Source organism: Polycladomyces subterraneus (genome assembly GCF_030433435.1).
GTDB lineage: Bacteria > Bacillota > Bacilli > Thermoactinomycetales > JIR-001 > Polycladomyces > Polycladomyces subterraneus.
In genome coordinates this window covers 88,803-105,770 of record NZ_JANRHH010000052.1, presented here as the reverse complement: position 1 = coordinate 105,770, position 16,968 = coordinate 88,803, and the positions used below count along the sequence as shown (strand labels likewise).

Genomic DNA, 16,968 nt, shown 5'->3' with positions numbered 1-16,968 from the left:
GCCCATGTGGGTACATACGGCAAGAAACTTAGAACTGCATGGGATGGGGTGATGACACACCCCTTAGCTTGAGGGTTGCCCGAAACAGAAATGGACTGAGGGCGTTAACCACTCAAGAATCCCACGGCTTTAGCCGTGTGGAGTGTCAAATAACACTACATAAAGAACCTCGCCGAACCATCAGCGAGGTTGATTTTTTGGTGGAGCCGCCCCATCCCTTTTACCGGAATCGGCTCCGCTGATTGTTTCTTTCGTCAAATCATTGGTGAGCATGCATGGATTCCGAATGCTCAATCCCAAAAAACCAAGAACAGTTGTAGTGATACTCTAATTCGGGGAAAGCCAACTTTCTTTTCATGTTGCAATACACGTTTCGTTCGGAGTTGTCCATACCGTTTTGAATCGATTCAATAACACAGTTGTAGCTTCGGTAAAATGGAGCATACATAACGGGATTGTATGCAAACATCACACCATATCTGATGGAAATGGAGCAATCGGAGAAATTTAACGGAAAATCGGCTGTATCGCCGTATCCGTCCAAATCTTCGATTCCTTTATCTGCTTTATTGCAGCTGACTAAATTATTGGCATCGAAAATTTTCATTTCTCCTCTACCGATTCCTGGATAACTTGGTACAGGCTGTTCCGGATAAAAACGTTGTTGAGCAGGCAAAGCTGCTTGGACGGAAACACTTCCTTGCTGACTCATCATTTGCTGCTGCATATTGGTGAATCCTTGGAAAAACTCAGCTTCATTTTTTTCGATTTCCACGTTGAGAGAATCTTGATTTTGATCGATCACAATCGTTTTTTCATAAAAAACATGATCTTCTTTGATCAGTTGGATTTTATTTGTACCGAGGGGGACACCTGTTAGGACATAATTTCCTCGTTCATCCGCCTGGGTTTCGAGGTTACCAATTTTCACCTTAACTGACGGAAGAGGCACATGCAGGTCAACCGATCCGTCCGGGCGTGAAGTCAACACCTTTTCGCCAGTGCCCCAAAAGAAAAGCGTGCTCAAGAGCTGATGAAATTTTTGTGTGACGATTCCATTTCTGCGATTATTCCCCCGTGGGGAGGCCAGTTTCTTATCGATGTTTTGCCCCTTTTGGACTGGGAAACTCTGCGGAAGTCCGGCCCGAAATGGATTCTCGGTTATTCCGATACCAGCACCCTCCTCTTCAGCTATACCCTCAACACAGGATATGCTTCCGCGCATGGAACCAATTATTGTGATTTAAGCGCGCCGAAGTGGGACTCTTTGACGGCAAAATGGGTGGATGTCTTAGGAACAGCACCGGGTGGGAGCATCACCCAGCATTCGTCAGAAATGTACCAATCTTCCTGGGAGCGAGCGTTCCAAAACCCGGGTACAGGCTTTTATTTTGACACGCCCACTGAATGGAAGGTGCTGGGAAGAGAGCAAATACCGAAGAAAAAAGTGACGGTGACGGGCCGGCTATTGGGAGGATGTTTAGAAACTTTGGTATCTTTGGTTGGAACTCCCTATGCACCGGTACATGATTTTATTAATAACTATATGAAAGAAGGGGTCCTCTGGTATTTGGAGAGTGCTGAGTCGTCGGCCGCGCAAATTTACAGGGCACTCTGGACGATGAGGGAAAATGGCTGGTTTGAACGGGCTAACGGCATCCTGTTCGGCAGGCCGGGCTATTATCGCGATACCAAGAATTTTAAGTTGACAGACGCTTTGTATGCCATCTTCGATCCATTGGGAATTCCGGTTATCTATGACGTGGATATTGGCCACCAACCACCACAAATGATCTTGGTCAACGGGGCTTTGGCCTGTGTAACAGTGGAAAACGGGAAAGGCATTCTTGAAATGACATTCAAATAACCAATTGGGCCCATCAATATTCTAGGGCGTGTCTAATAATTCAGCTGTTCAGCCAAATCATTAAACAGGCAATAAGAAGAACTGCATGAAAATTAACCGCCTTTTTCTCATAGCGCGTGGCGATGCCACGCCACTGCTTCAGACGATTGATGCAACGTTCAACAACGTTTCGACGAGCATAAAGTTCCTGATCAAAGGAAAGGGGGCGACCTGGGAGCTGCGAACGCCTCATTCTCTGGTCGATTCTTTCAGGAATGGTGTGAGCAATTCCGCGACGTTTCAACAAACGGCGACAACCGGGGTAGCTGTAGCCACGGTCTGCAATCAGGCGATCCGGGCGTTTCCGAGGGCGGCCACGCCCCTGGCGTGGCACACGAATGGCCTCCAAAAGAGTTTCCAATTGAGTGCTGTCGTGACGTTGGCCAGGGGTCAGGAGTACGGCGAGAGGGCGTCCTTTTCCATCACAGGCGAGATGGATTTTGGTGGTCAGTCCTCCCCGGCTTTTTCCTAAAGCCTCATTTTGGAAGTACTGGTTCCCCTTTTTTCGGTCTGCTCCGGCTCTTTTCCTGCTCCTGCCGTATGCTGATGCGCCCGAACGATCGTGGTGTCAACTGAAACTACCCACTCTACATCGGAAACGGCGTCCGAATGAGTTTGCTCATGAGCCAGCAGCCGCTCCCATGTGCCGTCTTTCCTCCATCTCACGAATCGATCATAGCAAGTTTTCCATGGGCCATAACGCTCGGGAAGGTCTCGCCAAGGCGCGCCTGTTCTGAGTTTCCACAGGATACTGTTGATCACCGTGCGATGATCTTTCCAGGGCTTTCCGGGTCGATTGTTGTTCGGAAGTAACGGAGCGATCTTTTCCCATGCCTGATACGTTAACTCTCCGCGTCTTGCCATTGATACTTCCCCCTCGGAAGTTTCTTCTTTTGTCAGTGTATCTATGACAAGATTGAATTACCAGACACGCCCTAGTAATTAGTTCCAAAATGTTCACCTTTGGTTTGCTATTGTCTTTTTTACTCTCTGTTAAGCACATTTATATTGACTTAGGGCGTCTCTACCCCTATGTGGGAGCATGTTTTGTTTGACAGGGTGTGTTCGGTCAAGACACACCCTGTTTTTGTTTTTCAGTAACCTTTTTCAAAGGCTTGATAAATCGGATATATGGTTGAGAAAATAGTGAAAAATTAGTTTTTTGACTGAACGAAGTACAGTCGCTAAGGAGGGAACGGGATGAAGCAAGACCCCGCACAAGCCACGTTTTCACATCTGTTGCTGTCGGGCACCCTCGTGCACGAAGGCAGTTTTCAGGAGATGCAAGAGGCCTTCGGGATTGGGATGCATCCGCAAGTCGTGATGGTGATCTCTATTGACCGCTATCCTGATTTGGTAATCGGCAAACCATTTCAATGGCGAATGGAGATCGGACATCAAGTGGTGGAAGGCGTGTGCGAAGCTGTCACCGTTCCGTTTGTCTGGGTGTGGGTAGCCGAAGGCGTGCTTGCCGTCTTGTTACAGTTGTCGCTTGACCCACCCTCCGAGCGTACTTGTAAAGAGGTGACGGAGCGGATTGCCCGTCAGATCCAGAAGCACTGTAAGGTCCGAGGGGTGAACGTGTCGATCGGGATCGGGGGCTATTACGACAATCCATACATGCTGCACTACTCCTACGAAGAAGCGAAAGAGTCGATGGTAGACCGTTTTTTTCAAGGCAATTCGCTCATTTTTCACTACGAGAAGAAAACGGGCAAAAGCGGAACATGGCAGTCGCCGCTTGCGCTGGAAGAACGGGCGGAACTGGTGGCTAGGGTGCGAATTGGCGACGAGGAAGGGGCCGTCACTTACTTACGCACACTCCTTGAAAAGTTGGCCCAGACCTATCGTCATGATGTCAACATGTTCAAATCGGAAGCTGTGGAATTGGTCATCACCATGTCCCGACAGGTTCTGGAATCGGGGGCGAACGCAGCAGTAATCCTGTCGGAAAACGCACGCTTTATTCAGGATTTGTACGTCACGATCCGCTATGACAAGTTTGTCCAGAAGGTGTGCGAGTACGCCCGGCGGCTGACACAGCACATGGAGCCGCAACACTTAACCTCCGCTTCGCCGGTGATCCGCAAGGCGGTCCGCTATCTGAAGGAAAACCTGCAACGTAGGATTTCTCTGGAGGAGGTAGCACAATATTGTTGCGTGAGTGTCTACCACTTAAGCCATCTGTTCAAGCGGGAGACGGGCATGACCCTGATCGATTTTCTCAACAAGCTGCGCGTGGAAAAAGCGATGCACTTCCTGGAAGCGACGGATTGCACCATTCAGGAGATCGCGTATTTCGTCGGATTTCAGGATGCCAACTACTTTTCCCGGACGTTCAAAAAGTATGTGAAACGCTCCCCCTCAGCCTATCGCCGAGCAAAATTGTGCTAACACTCCACAATATCGGCCAGTGGAGAGGGCGGTTCGTTTCAGTAGAATACAAGTGACGACATAACGTTAGACTGATACGATTAGCAATAGTCTGATTTATTATTTAAAAACATCAAGGGGGTCACGTGAGCGTGAAAAAACGTTCGTTGTTTCTGACTGGCTTGTTAAGTATAGCTCTGTTTATAAGCGCTTGTTCCGGCGGTGGAGGTGACACGATCAAGATCGGCTGGTTTGGTCCGCTTACCGGTCCAAGCGCAACGGACGGCACGCACAGCCGCGACGCCGCTCTGCTGGCGATTGAACAGTTTAATGCAGCGGGCGGTTTGAAAGGCAAAAAGGTGGAACTGGTTGCTGAGGACGATCAGAGCAAGCCGGAAGAAGCACTGAAAGCGGTGCAAAAACTGATCAACATCGACAATGTCGTGGCCATCATAGGTGGGTCGTACAGCGCCCCGACGAAGACGGTAGCGCCCAAGGTACAGGAAGCGAAAGTCCCGATGGTGGTCGCCTACGCCGTTCACCCACAGATCACCAAGGGCGGAGACTACGTGAACCGTATCATCTACACCGGCCCAATCCAAGGGAAGGCGATGGCCGACTACGCTGTCAACGAACTGGGCAAGAAAAACATCGCCGTGCTGTACGTCGACATCGACTACGGTAAGTCCATCTTCGGCGCGTTTAAAGAAGAAGCGGAGAAGCTGGGGGCAAAAATCGTTATCGACCGTCCGTTCAAGATAGGGGACAAAGACTTCAGCTCGCTCCTAACCGCGGTCAAGGGAGCCAACCCGGATGCCCTGTATGTTGTTGGGTACTACAACGAGGCGGCGGCCATCGTGGAGCAGGCAAAAGAGGCCGGCATTACCGCCCAATTGCTCGGCGTGGACGGGTTTGACTCGCCGAAGTACCTGGAGCTCGGGAAAGAAAATACAGAAGGTTCCGTCTTCACCACCTCGTTCTATACGAGTGATAAGCGTGAAGCGGTGCAAAAGTTTGTGCAAGCGTGGAAAGAGAAGTACCAAGGCGAGCCGGACATGCTGTCTTCGCAAAGCTATGACGCAGCCATGGTAATCCTTGAGGCACTGAAAAAAGTGGGTACGGACCGCGAGGCACTTGCAAAGGCTATCAACGAGACGAAAGATTTTGAAGGAACGTCGGGCAAAATCACGTTTGGTCCCGATCATGAAGTCATCAAACCAATCATCTTTATGACGGTGAAGGACGGAAAATTCAAGTTCGTCAAATCTAAGGTATACAACTAATCTTTGAAAGACAGCCGACTTTGTGTTTCGCATAGGTGAGGATCGACCGTCGTTCCTCCCTTTTTACTCTCGGAGTGAAAGGAGTGAGACTGATGTTAGTGCAGCAGATTCTAAACGGAGTGGCGCTCGGTTTCATCTACATCTTGGTGGCTGTCGGACTGACAATGGTCTACGGGGTGCTGAAGCTGCTCCACTTTGCCCATGGCGTCATCTACATGGTCGGGGCATTTGCCGCCATGATCGCCATAACCGATCTGCACCTGCCGTTTGCCGTTGCCATCCTGTTTGCCATGGTGGTGGCGGCTTTGGCCGGGATGGCAGTCGAACGGGTAGCCTACCGGCCACTTCGAAGTGGCCATCCCATCGCCACCTTGATCAGCGGAGTAGGTGTGGCGATCTTTTTGGAAAACCTGTTTCAGGTGATCTTCACCTCCGACCCCCAGCCGTTTCCCGAGACTGGCGTCAATGTATCGGTCATCCATTTGACGGAGTCGATCACGTTTACCAACGTGAAACTCTACATCATCCTGGCCGGGTTGGTCGGCCTGGGTCTCTTGTACGCGTTCCTGAAATTCACCCGGATGGGGATTGCCATCCAGGCGGCCGCGCAGGACATGCGCGCGGCATCGCTCATGGGCGTGAATGTTAACCGTGTGGTGTCCGTCACGTTTATGGTCGGATCGGCACTGGCTGCAGCTGCAGGGGTGCTGGTCGCGTGGAACTTCAATTCGCTCTTTCCCACGATGGGTGCGATCCCCGGGCTGAAGGCGTTCTGTGTGGTTGTCCTCGGCGGCTTGGGGTCCATCCCGGGTACCATCGCCGGCGGGCTTATTCTCGGGATCGTGGAGTCATTGAGCGACGGTTTCATGACAGGGATGGTGATCGACAAGGATGCGATCGCTTTTGTCATTCTGATTCTGATCTTGTTAGTGCGGCCGTCCGGATTGTTCGGTAGGCACGTGGAGAAAGTGTAGGTGGTTGGAATGGACGATCTTTTGAACCCCTATTACGTGGACATCATCGTGTTTTGGATGATCTACCTGCTGCTCGGTTTGGGGCTTAACCTGATCACCGGTTACGCCGGACAGGTGTCGCTCGGGCACGCGGCGTTTTACGGCATCGGTGCCTACACGTCGGCCATCCTGTCGGTGAAGTACGAATGGAACGTTTGGCTGGCCATGGCGGCGGCGGTAGTCGTCACGTTTGTGATCAGCGCGCTGTTAGGGCTGCCGAGCCTGCGTGTGCGCGAAGATTTTCTGGCGATAACGACGCTGGGCCTCGGGCTGATTGCCCAGTCGTTTTTCAAAAACGCGGAAATCACCGGTGGCGCATATGGCATTGACTCCATCCCTGCGCCTTCCCTCTTTGGGATGGAGCTGAAAAACACGGGATATCTACTCTTGGTCACGGTCGTCCTGTTGCTCGCCCTTTTCATCATGAAAAAGATGACGGAGTCGCGCATGGGACGAGCCTGGATGACGATCCGGGAGGATGAGACGGTAGCCCAGGCGATGGGTATCAACACGACGTATTACAAAGTGCTGGTATTCGCCATTGGCGGGGCGTACGCGGGAGCGGCTGGCGCGCTGTTTGCGCACAAGATGTCGTTTATAAGCGGCGAGTCGTTCAGCTTCACCGTTTCAGCGACGGTGCTGAGCATGGTGGTGGTCGGGGGGCTGGGAAGCATTCGCGGTACGCTATTCGGTGTGACTCTGTTGTACATGCTACCTGAACTCTTCCGGCTGTTTGAGTTCGAGATCGTGGATCCCAAATACCTGGATATGTACAAGCTGATGCTCTACGGCATTCTCATGGTGCTGGTCATGCGGTACCGTCCGAAAGGGCTGTTTGGCAAAACCGGAGTAAAAGCTGGGCGGCGGCCGTCGAGCAGCGGTGAAAAGCTGAATAAAGGCGGTGATCATGTTGCTTAGCATGCAAGGGATCACCAAGCGATTTGGCGGATTGACGGCGGTTGACAACGTTAGCCTAGAGGTTCGGCAGGGTGAAATCGTCGGACTGATCGGTCCAAACGGAGCGGGCAAGACAACGTTTTTCAACATCCTTACAGGTATTTACAAGCCGGATGCCGGCACGATCACGTTTGAAGGACGAGAAATTCAGGGACTTCGCCCGTTTCGCATCGCCCAGTGCGGCATTGCCCGCACCTTTCAGAACATTCGCCTGCTGAAGGAAGAGACGGTGTTGGACAACGTGAAGGTGGGCATGTTTCACAAGACGGACGCCGGGCTTTGGGCGTCGATTCTCGGCCTTCGCTCCGCCCGCAACGAGGAGCGGATGGTGACCGAAGAGAGCCTGCGGATTCTGGAAACGGTGGGACTCGCGGGCTATGAACACTTGCTAGCCGGAAACCTGTCGTACGGCAACCAGCGGCGGGTGGAAATCGCCCGGGCGCTCGTCTCCAAGCCGAAACTGCTCCTTTTAGATGAGCCGACCGCCGGTATGAACGCGGAGGAAGTACAGGAAATGACAGATCTGATTAAGAGCATTCGCGAGCAGGGGACGACCGTCGTCCTCATCGAGCACAATGTCTCCATGGTGGTCGGGCTGTGCGACCGGATCGCCGTGCTGGACCACGGCGTGAAGATCGTCGACGACGTGCCGGAGGTCATCATCTCCCATCCGGCCGTGATCGAAGCGTACATCGGCAAGGAAGAGGGAGGGGAGGTGTCCAGCGGTGCTGCACATTGACAAGCTGAACGTCTGGTACGGCAGCATTCACGCCGTCCGCAACCTTTCGCTCTCCGTCGAGGACGGCGAGGTGGTGACGCTGATCGGCTCCAACGGGGCGGGTAAGACTTCTACGCTCAACGCGATCTGCGGCGTGATCCCGTCCAAGGGCTCGATCCGCTACGGCGGAAAAGAACTCAACGGAATGCCCACCCATCTCGTTGTGAAGGAGGGCATCGTGATGGTACCGGAGGGGCGGCGGGTCTTTCCCAAGTTGACCGTGACCCACAACCTCCTGATGGGGGCGTTCGTGCGCAAGGCATCGAAAGCGGAGCTGAAGCGTGATATGGAAACGGTGTTTGGCTTGTTCCCCCGGCTAGCCGAGCGCAAGGAACAGCTCGCCGGTACGATGAGTGGTGGTGAACAGCAGATGCTGGCGATCGGACGGGCGCTGATGGCCAAACCGAAGCTGCTCATCCTTGACGAGCCATCAATGGGGCTCGCACCGATCATGGTGAAAGACATCTTCCAGACGATCCGGCAGATCAAACAGCAGGGGATGACGATTCTCCTTGTCGAGCAGAATGCGACGATAGCCCTATCTGTCGCCGATCGCGGCTACGTGTTAGAGCACGGAGAGATCCGCCTCCATGGCACGGCGGAAGAGCTGAAGGAGCAGGGCATCGTGAAAAAAGCGTACCTCGGCAGATAAAGGTTGGTAAGTTGTTATCTGGGGAGGGGTTTTATTGAAAAAAAGGATCGTTTTGTTGAATCCGCCGGAGTTGGTTCGACGATCTAATTGGCGTGATCGGTTTGAGACCAAAGTGTCCCAGTGGCTCACCCCGTGGGACGGCGAGGAGCCGATTGACATCGGGTTTATCGGGGTGCCACTGTCCAAGACGTCGATCAGCGTGTCGGCTGCATCCATGACACCTAATGCGCTTCGGGAACTGTTCCCTACGGTGACGACGTACAGTATTGACTATGACGTCGACCTGCAAGAGCTTCGGGCACGCGACTTGGGGGACATCCAGATGCACCCCACGGATTTGTTCCGATGTCATGACAACATCGAGCAGGCGCTGACCAACGTGTACCAGGCGCTGCCCGGCCTGCTCCCGATTATCGCCGGTGGCGACCACTCCATCACCTACCCGTCAGTCAAGGCGTTTAAAAGGCGCTTTGCTGGAAAAGTGGGCATCGTGCAGATCGACGCACATATGGATGTACGTAATCTCGAAGACGGTGGCCCGACTAACGGCACCCCGATCCGCAGTCTGCTGGAATCGGGCACGGTGGAAGGGCGGCACATCGCTCAAATCGGGATTCACAGCTTTGCAAACTCCAAGTCGTACCGGGAGTACGCGCTGTCGCAGGGTATCACCCAGTTTACCGCCCGGCAAGTGGCTCGGGAAGGAATCGAGCCACTTATTCATCAAGCGATGGAGATCGCCGGCAACGGCACGGAGGCGGTTTACGTCACGGTGGACATGGACGTGCTGGATCAGGCCTTTGGACCGGGTGTTCCCGCCATGATCCCGGCCGGAATGACCTCGTGGCAACTGTTGGACGCAGTGTATATACTCGGCCAAAACCCCAAGGTAAAAGGCTTTGACGTCGTTTGCATCGACCCTCTGCAGGACCCGCGCCGGGCTACTGTCCGTACGGCCCTGCATGTGATTCTCACATTCCTGGCGGGCGTCATGACGAGAAAACACTGAGAAGACAACGGGAGAGATGACCCATGGCAGAAACCAAAGCACGCGTCATTCGTGCACCTCGTGGCAACAAACTGAACGCGAAAGGCTGGCCGCAGGAAGCGGCATTACGCATGCTGATGAACAACCTGGATCCAGAAGTGGCCGAGCGCCCGGAAGATCTCGTCGTGTACGGGGGAATCGGGAAAGCGGCCCGCAACTGGGAGTGTTATGACAAGATTGTCGAGTGCCTGTTGAACCTGGAGGGCGACGAAACCCTGCTGGTGCAGTCGGGCAAACCGGTCGGCATCTTCCAGACTCATCCGCTTGCACCCCGAGTGCTAATTTCCAACTCCGTTCTCGTGCCGGCTTATGCCAACTGGGAAACGTTCCGCGAACTCGAACAGAAAGGGCTAATGATGTACGGGCAAATGACCGCGGGAAGCTGGATCTACATCGGCACCCAAGGAATTTTGCAGGGAACGTATGAAACGTTTGCGGAAGCCGCCCGTCAGCATCGCGGCGGCACGCTAAAAGGCACGCTCACCCTCACCGCCGGTCTGGGTGGTATGGGTGGAGCGCAGCCGCTGGCTGTCACGATGAATGAAGGGGTCGTGATCGGTGTCGATGTCGACCCATCCCGTATTCAGCGCCGGATCGACACCCGCTACTGTGACGTCATGGTGTACGATCTGGACGAAGCACTGAAGCTGGCTAGCGAAGCGCAAAAACGGGGCAAGCCACTGTCCATCGGTCTCGTTGGAAACGCCGCTGAGATCTACCCTGAATTCGTGCGCCGCGGTATTGTACCCGACTTTGTTACCGACCAGACCTCTGCGCATGACCCGCTGAACGGCTACGTGCCCCGCGGATTTACGTTGGAAGAGGCGGCTGAATTACGCAAGAAGGATCCAGAGAAATACGTCCGCCTCTCCCGCGAGTCGATGGCGGTACATGTTCAGGCGATGCTGGATCTGCAAAAAATGGGTGCCGTCGTTTTTGACTACGGCAACAATATCCGTCAGGTCGCCTATGACGAGGGCGTAAAAGATGCGTTCAACTTCCCCGGCTTTGTCCCGGCCTACATCCGTCCGATGTTCTGCGAAGGAAAAGGACCGTTCCGCTGGGCGGCGCTATCCGGCGACCGGGAAGACATCTACAAGACCGACGGGCTAGTGCTCAAGCTCTTCCCGGAAAACGAACACTTACGCCGTTGGATCACCATGGCCCGCGAAAAGGTGGCATTTCAGGGCCTGCCCTCCCGCATTTGCTGGCTCGGCTATGGTGAGCGCGTAAAGATGGGCCTCGCCATCAACGAAATGGTGCGCAAAGGTGAAATTTCCGCGCCTATCGTAATCGGCCGCGACCACCTCGATTGCGGCTCGGTAGCATCGCCAAACCGGGAGACGGAAGCGATGAAGGACGGCAGCGACGTGGTAGGCGATTGGGCGATCCTCAACGCGCTGGTCAACACCGCTGCCGGGGCGAGCTGGGTGTCGGTGCATCACGGCGGCGGCGTCGGTATGGGATACTCGCTTCACGCGGGTATGGTCGTGGTGGCCGATGGCTCTAAGGAAGCAGAAGAACGGCTCTCCCGCGTTCTCACTACCGACCCGGGCATGGGTGTCATCCGCCATGCCGACGCCGGGTACGACCTGGCTATAAAGACTGCTAAGGAACGCGGCGTGCGCGTGCCGATGCTCGGCCTCTGAACAATTATGGCATCGAAAAACAGAATCCCGGGGAAATGCCCCCGGGATGCCCTATGAAAAGGAGTGAGAGTATGAAACCGGAACGTATCGATCTTTTAGTGTATAACATTGGTCTCTTGGTGACGATGCGCGGAAAGCCGGGACCTCGGCGTGGCCGTGATATGTCGGACGTTGGCGCCGTGACGGGAGGCTCCGTGGCCATCGCGGATGGGAAAATCGTGGCGGCAGGGCCGGAAGCAGACGTCCGAGCGGAAATCGCGGGGCTGGCCGTCGACCGGACCCTGGACGCGAAAGGGCGGCTGGTGACCCCGGGTCTGGTAGATCCGCATACCCACTTGGTACACGGCGGCTCCCGCGAACACGAACTGGAGTTGAAGCTGAAGGGTGTGCCGTATCTAGAAATCCTGGCCCAGGGCGGCGGCATTCTCAGCACTGTACGGGCCACCCGCGCGGCCTCGGAAAACGAGCTGTATGAAAAAGCGTGGAAAAGTTTGAATATCATGATGCTGTACGGAGCGACGACCGTAGAGGCCAAAAGCGGCTACGGTCTGACACTGGAAGACGAGCTGAAGCAGCTCCGGGTGATCAAACGGTTGAACGAAACCCATCCGGTGGACCTGGTCTCTACGTTTATGGGCGCCCACGCCGTGCCGCTGGAGTATAAAGGCCGTTCAGGTGAGTACGTCAAGCTGGTGATCGATGAGATGCTGCCGGAAGTGAAGCGGCAGGGGCTGGCCGAGTTTTGTGACGTTTTTTGTGAGCACGACGTGTTTACGGTGGACGAGTCGCGCGAGATCCTCGCGGCCGCCAAAGAGCTGGGCTTCGGGTTGAAACTGCACGCCGACGAGATCGAGCCGCTCGGCGGGGCACAACTGGCGGCGGAGCTGGGCTGTATTTCGGCGGAGCATTTGCTTGCCACCACCGACGAGGGGTTAAAAGCGATGAGCGACGCGGGCGTGATCGCCGTCTGCCTTCCCGCCACCTCGTTCAACTTGCGGGCCAAGTCGCACGCGAGGGCAAGGGACATGATAGAATTAGGAGTACCGGTAGCGCTGTCCACGGACTACAACCCGGGTAGTTCACCCACGGAGTCGCTGCAGTTGGTGATGACCCTTGCGTGCCTCAATCTCGGCATGACGCCGGAAGAAGTGATTACGGGCATGACGATTAACGCCGCCTGCGCGATCGGCAGAGGTGACGTGATCGGCAGCCTCGAGCCGGGCAAGCAGGCCGACCTGGTGTTGTTTGACGCGACCAACTTGGCGTATCTTCCGTATCACTTTGGCATCAACCATGTGGATACGGTGATCAAGAAAGGACGCGTCGTGGTGGCCGACGGACAGCTTACGGTGTAAACCGCGAGAGAAAGAAAGAAGAACGACAGATAGACGATCAACTGGAAGAACAGATTGGCGGCCACACTGCCCATTGGAAGGAGACCCACCTCGTCGATAATCAGCATCCGGGGCTGCGGACCATATTTCTGGAAGTCAGTCAGAAAAGTTGGCCTCGTGAACAAGCTTCCCGGATATGAGTAGATGGGAGAAAGCAGCTTTGATTGGTGCCTCATGTCATTGGCCTCTTTCGTGGGCTTACAATATTATGTGTCCAATGACTTCTTCCACGACCTTGACAACTTCACCTTCGTGAATGAGCTGGTGAATGTTGCACATGTCGGGGTATAACAACCTGTCTTCTGTAAGCATTGGAACTTGCTTGCGAATAATGCGATAGACTTCCCCTGTTGCTGGTGAAGGTTTGAGGGGATGATGGAAATCCAGTGCTTGAGCCGCCGTCATCAGTTCAATGGCAAGAATATGTTCAAGTTTCGTGGAGATTTGATAAGCTTTTCGCGCTGCATTGTAGGCAAAAGAAACAACGTCTTCTTGAATTGCACACGTGGGAATATTGTTTATAGTCGCCGGATGGGAGAGTGCTTGAATTTCCGCAAACAACCCAGCTGCAGTGTACTGAGGAATCATGTACCCATTGTTCAGTCCTGGATTGACGACTAGAAAATCTGGTAGTTCACTGACATGGTAATTGACCAACCGATCAATTCTTCGCTCAGACATTTTTGCCAGATTTGCCATCGCAACGCACATGGCGTCCGCAGACATACCTACATAGGTTCCATCAAAATTCCCACCCATGAGGGCAATGCCATCGTCATCCAAGGGGTACACAATGGGGTTGTCGCTCACGGAATTCATTTCATTTACGATATTTTTCTCTGCGTCCTTCAGGGCCTTTTTTACGGCGCCGTGAACTTGTGGAATACACCGCAAACTAAGGGCATCCTGAAGTCGATAATCCTTGTACGTGTCTGCGATTTCACTTCCACTTAGAATGCGCAAAAGAGTTTCTGCAGTCTGTACCTGCTCCGAGTGTTTCTTGAGTGCATTTAACCGACTATCAAACGCCTTGATGGTCCCTTTTAACGCTTCAAGTGACATCGCTCCGGCAATGTCCGCTGTTTTCACAGCTTGAGTTGCATTGTAAAGTGCGAGCGCTGCGATGGCCGTGACGGATGTGGTCCCGGTTATCAGCGCCAATCCTTCTTTACAACTCAGATTTATCGGTTGCAGTCCTGCTTTTGCAAGGGCATCGCGACCTGACAACAACTGACCTTGATACCAAGCACTTCCCTCTCCCATGAGAACCAACGCCATGTGTGCTTCCGGTGAGAGATAACCAACGGATCCATCTCCAGGCGCAAACGGAACGATGTGATGATTGAGCAGTGAAGCGATTGCCTTCAACACTTCAAGTCGAACCCCTGAGAAACCTTGACCAAGTACTAAAAGAATCATAAATTGCGTAGCCCGGACAATCTCATGTTCGAGTGGTTCTCCGACGGAAACTGCGTGTGAGTAGATGATGTTCCGCTGTAGTGTTTCTGCATCTTCTGGGGATACCACTTTGGTTACATTACTGCCAAAACCAGTTGTAACCCCATAAATCAAACGGTTTTCTTCAAGAAACTTTTCAATTAACCCTCGGGATTGGTTTACACGATCACAATATGCTTGTGAAAATGACACTTTTGCCCCATAGCGGGCAACGGCCACGAGATCTTGAACCGTAATATCGCCACTGCCAAGTGTAACTTGTTTAATCTCCTTTGGGTGAGGGCGAACGGGTGTCACTATAGGAGTCGTCAACTCTTAACCCCCTCTCAAGTTTAAATAATGCCTTCTCACAATTCACAATCAGTCTATTGAGGTTTATATGAGAGACAGGAAACCTCTCTCATCATCATGCTCGTCATCCCAACGTCCAACCCGCCCAGAGAAAAACACCCTGGGCGGGTTGATTAATGAAAAATAAGCTCCGTGTATTGCGTTTCATTGTGACTCAACGATGTTATCTAAAACTTACTTCAGTATGTTACTCGCTACTTCACTAAAAGCGCTATCCTTACGATGAAGCGGATTGCTCGCTTCGTTTAAGGTAAGACGTCCCGTTTCTGGTGCCCAAGCAATCGAAATGATGGTACCCAATAATAGAACCAGGGTCATTCCAATCATGGAAGATGTTAAACTCATCAGTGGTAGGAAGAAGGTTCCAACTGCTGAACCCACACGGCTGATGGCTGTGACTACACCGGTACCGGATGAACGAACTTCTGTCGGGAACAATTCAGCTGGATAAACCAGCGTCAAGTTAGAAACTGCCGACATGACAAATGTAAAGATAGCAAACGCGATAAACTGGAAGGTGAGCATACTCATAGGCAACACGGTCACGAGGAACAGCGTGATGGTGAGCACCGCAAACGAGTAGATAATAAACCCTCTGCGCGTCATCTTCTCGGTAAACCATACTCCCGCAATCGAACCAACGAGCAAGAAGATGTTCAATAATGTATCAACGAGGAAGTTTTCCACATATCCCAACTGCTTCAAAATGGTTGGTAAGTAAGTGTAGATTGCAAAGTACGGCAGCACGATACAGACGTAAAACAGACTGCCAAAAATGGTGCGCAGCCGAATCTGTTTTGTAAAGAGATCTTTAAACCCAAAGGTAACTTGCTTAGATTCTGCAATCATGTCGTCAATCTCGATGTTTGGACCAATGTACTTCTTCACAATTTGACGTGCCTCTTGTTCACGTCCCATGCTAATCAGCCATCTTGGTGACTCTGGTGTGCCAATTCGCAACAGTAACACGATCACCGCTGGAATTGCACCCGTTGCCAACATCAAACGCCATGAATCCGGGCCGGTTTTCTCAAGGAAATATCCGACCAGTGTTGCAATCGTATACCCAAGCGTCCACAGAACATTCAAAGCAGAGAGCAGTGAACCCCGATATTTCTTTGGAGCAAACTCGGCGAGCAATGTTGAACCCACCGCGTAGTCTCCTCCTAAAGCAAGACCGATAAGGATACGTAAAATAAATAGAGTAACTGGGTCGTTCACAAAAAACTGTAAAACAGAAGCAATCGTTATGATTACGAAGTTTGTAACGTAAATCTTCTGTCTACCAATTCGATCAGATAACCAACCTAATAGTAAACTTCCGAAAAATAAGCCTATTAATGCTGAACTTCCGAGCAACCCTTGCCAAACGGGGCTGAGATGCATTTGGGCCCCTAAGAGGCTCAGCGCTATACCGATGATTCCAAGCGCGTATCCGTCACAGAAGTTCGATCCGAACGTAAGGGCAGTAATTCGCAAATGGAATTTGTTTAACGGTGCATCATCAATCTGGATTCTTTGTACAGTCATCCGACGCTTCCCCCATTCATTTATAATAGTAATAATATTCTGAAATTAATTTCTTGGAAGGATAAATAACAATTTTGCGTATCTTGTTACATTTTGTTTACATTCATTATAATTGGCCAAAAATCGAAGGCTCTAGAGATAATCCTTCGATTTAATAGCACAATATTGCTTAGGTTTTGTTTGTCAAGCAAAAGTTACCACTTTACTAATCGAGAAGTTGACCACCCCGAAGAACAAAGAAGACTATCAGAAGGAGTGGCCGTGAAGAAGGGGGTTAGTACCAATCGGGGTATTTGGGGTATTTACAGTGGAGCAGCTACACCAACGTAAAGGTAGGATGGGCTGATCGCCTACCTGGGATGCATCCCGATCCTCTGGATCCTCGGCCGTGGAAAAGGGACAAACCGAGCTGTTGCTCGCACCTGCTGTTGGCCGGATTTTTCGCTAATTTCAATTTCGCCCCGATTTACGCCTACGTGAAAAACGGTATCTGAAGTAAGTGGTGGAAAATGCTACGGGGTTGGCCGACGGACAGCTGGGGTGAAAAAGTAACGGTGTCACAGGTTTCGGTTGGGA

14 protein-coding genes and 1 pseudogene are annotated in these 16,968 nt (G+C 52.5%); 11 read left to right on the top strand and 4 right to left on the bottom strand.

All coding sequences use genetic code 11. The features are described 5' to 3' along the window. Positions 1-259: 259 nt before the first annotated feature. Positions 260-991: a hypothetical protein gene (locus NWF35_RS15295; RefSeq protein ID WP_301240267.1), complete on the bottom strand. Its 732-nt coding sequence runs from the start codon at positions 989-991 to the stop codon at positions 260-262. A 21-nt stretch (positions 992-1,012) separates the two neighbouring features. On the opposite strand from NWF35_RS15295, the pseudogene NWF35_RS15290 reads away from it, so the two are divergent. Both NWF35_RS15290 and NWF35_RS15285 read left to right on the top strand, forming a co-directional pair. After that, positions 1,013-1,216 (top strand): annotated as a pseudogene (locus NWF35_RS15290) (LD-carboxypeptidase); the annotation flags it as partial. A 120-nt stretch (positions 1,217-1,336) separates the two neighbouring features. Further along, the gene (locus NWF35_RS15285) at positions 1,337-1,867 is read left to right on the top strand and encodes a S66 peptidase family protein (RefSeq protein WP_301240273.1); all 531 of its coding nucleotides are present in this window, start codon (positions 1,337-1,339) and stop codon (positions 1,865-1,867) included. 40 nt (positions 1,868-1,907) lie between these two features. On the opposite strand, the gene NWF35_RS15280 is transcribed toward NWF35_RS15285, so the two are convergent. Continuing rightward, positions 1,908-2,770, bottom strand: a protein-coding gene (locus NWF35_RS15280) for an IS5 family transposase (protein ID WP_301240265.1) whose coding sequence is annotated in 2 segments (ribosomal slippage) — positions 1,908-2,432 and positions 2,435-2,770 — 861 coding nt in all. Because the reading frame shifts where the segments join, the coding sequence is not laid out codon by codon here. A gap of 336 nt (positions 2,771-3,106) precedes the next feature. Between NWF35_RS15280 and NWF35_RS15275 the strand changes: the two genes are divergently transcribed. The 9 genes from NWF35_RS15275 (at position 3,107) to hutI (ending at position 13,014) form a co-directional block, all read left to right on the top strand. Beyond that, a complete protein-coding gene (locus NWF35_RS15275; RefSeq protein WP_301240263.1) occupies positions 3,107-4,300 on the top strand; it encodes a helix-turn-helix domain-containing protein in 1,194 nt (397 codons plus the stop codon). A gap of 131 nt (positions 4,301-4,431) precedes the next feature. Next, positions 4,432-5,562, top strand: a complete 1,131-nt coding sequence (locus NWF35_RS15270) for an ABC transporter substrate-binding protein (RefSeq protein WP_301240261.1) — start codon at positions 4,432-4,434, stop codon at positions 5,560-5,562. 92 nt (positions 5,563-5,654) lie between these two features. Continuing rightward, positions 5,655-6,536 carry a branched-chain amino acid ABC transporter permease gene (locus NWF35_RS15265; RefSeq protein ID WP_301240260.1) on the top strand — a complete coding sequence of 294 codons (882 nt, stop codon included), beginning with the start codon at positions 5,655-5,657 and terminating at the stop codon, positions 6,534-6,536. Between the two features lie 9 nt (positions 6,537-6,545). After that, positions 6,546-7,493, top strand: a complete 948-nt coding sequence (locus tag NWF35_RS15260; protein ID WP_301240259.1) for a branched-chain amino acid ABC transporter permease — start codon at positions 6,546-6,548, stop codon at positions 7,491-7,493. Beyond that, positions 7,483-8,271, top strand: coding sequence for an ABC transporter ATP-binding protein (locus NWF35_RS15255; RefSeq protein WP_301240258.1), 789 nt, complete (start codon positions 7,483-7,485; stop codon positions 8,269-8,271). The genes NWF35_RS15260 and NWF35_RS15255 overlap by 11 nt, the downstream gene beginning before the upstream one ends. Further along, positions 8,258-8,962: an ABC transporter ATP-binding protein gene (locus NWF35_RS15250; RefSeq protein ID WP_301240257.1), complete on the top strand. Its 705-nt coding sequence runs from the start codon at positions 8,258-8,260 to the stop codon at positions 8,960-8,962. The genes NWF35_RS15255 and NWF35_RS15250 overlap by 14 nt, the downstream gene beginning before the upstream one ends. A gap of 34 nt (positions 8,963-8,996) precedes the next feature. Beyond that, positions 8,997-9,971, top strand: a complete 975-nt coding sequence (locus NWF35_RS15245; protein ID WP_301240256.1) for an agmatinase family protein — start codon at positions 8,997-8,999, stop codon at positions 9,969-9,971. Between the two features lie 23 nt (positions 9,972-9,994). After that, on the top strand, positions 9,995-11,659 hold the full coding sequence (gene hutU, locus NWF35_RS15240; RefSeq protein ID WP_301240255.1) for a urocanate hydratase: 1,665 nt from the start codon (positions 9,995-9,997) through the stop codon (positions 11,657-11,659). A 71-nt stretch (positions 11,660-11,730) separates the two neighbouring features. After that, on the top strand, positions 11,731-13,014 hold the full coding sequence (gene hutI, locus NWF35_RS15235) for an imidazolonepropionase (RefSeq protein WP_301240271.1): 1,284 nt from the start codon (positions 11,731-11,733) through the stop codon (positions 13,012-13,014). 237 nt (positions 13,015-13,251) lie between these two features. Here the strand turns inward: hutI and hutH are convergent, their stop codons facing one another. Further along, positions 13,252-14,823, bottom strand: coding sequence for a histidine ammonia-lyase (gene hutH, locus NWF35_RS15230; RefSeq protein WP_301240254.1), 1,572 nt, complete (start codon positions 14,821-14,823; stop codon positions 13,252-13,254). 213 nt (positions 14,824-15,036) lie between these two features. Beyond that, a complete protein-coding gene (locus NWF35_RS15225) occupies positions 15,037-16,392 on the bottom strand; it encodes an MFS transporter (RefSeq protein ID WP_301240253.1) in 1,356 nt (451 codons plus the stop codon). Positions 16,393-16,968: the final 576 nt, after the last annotated feature.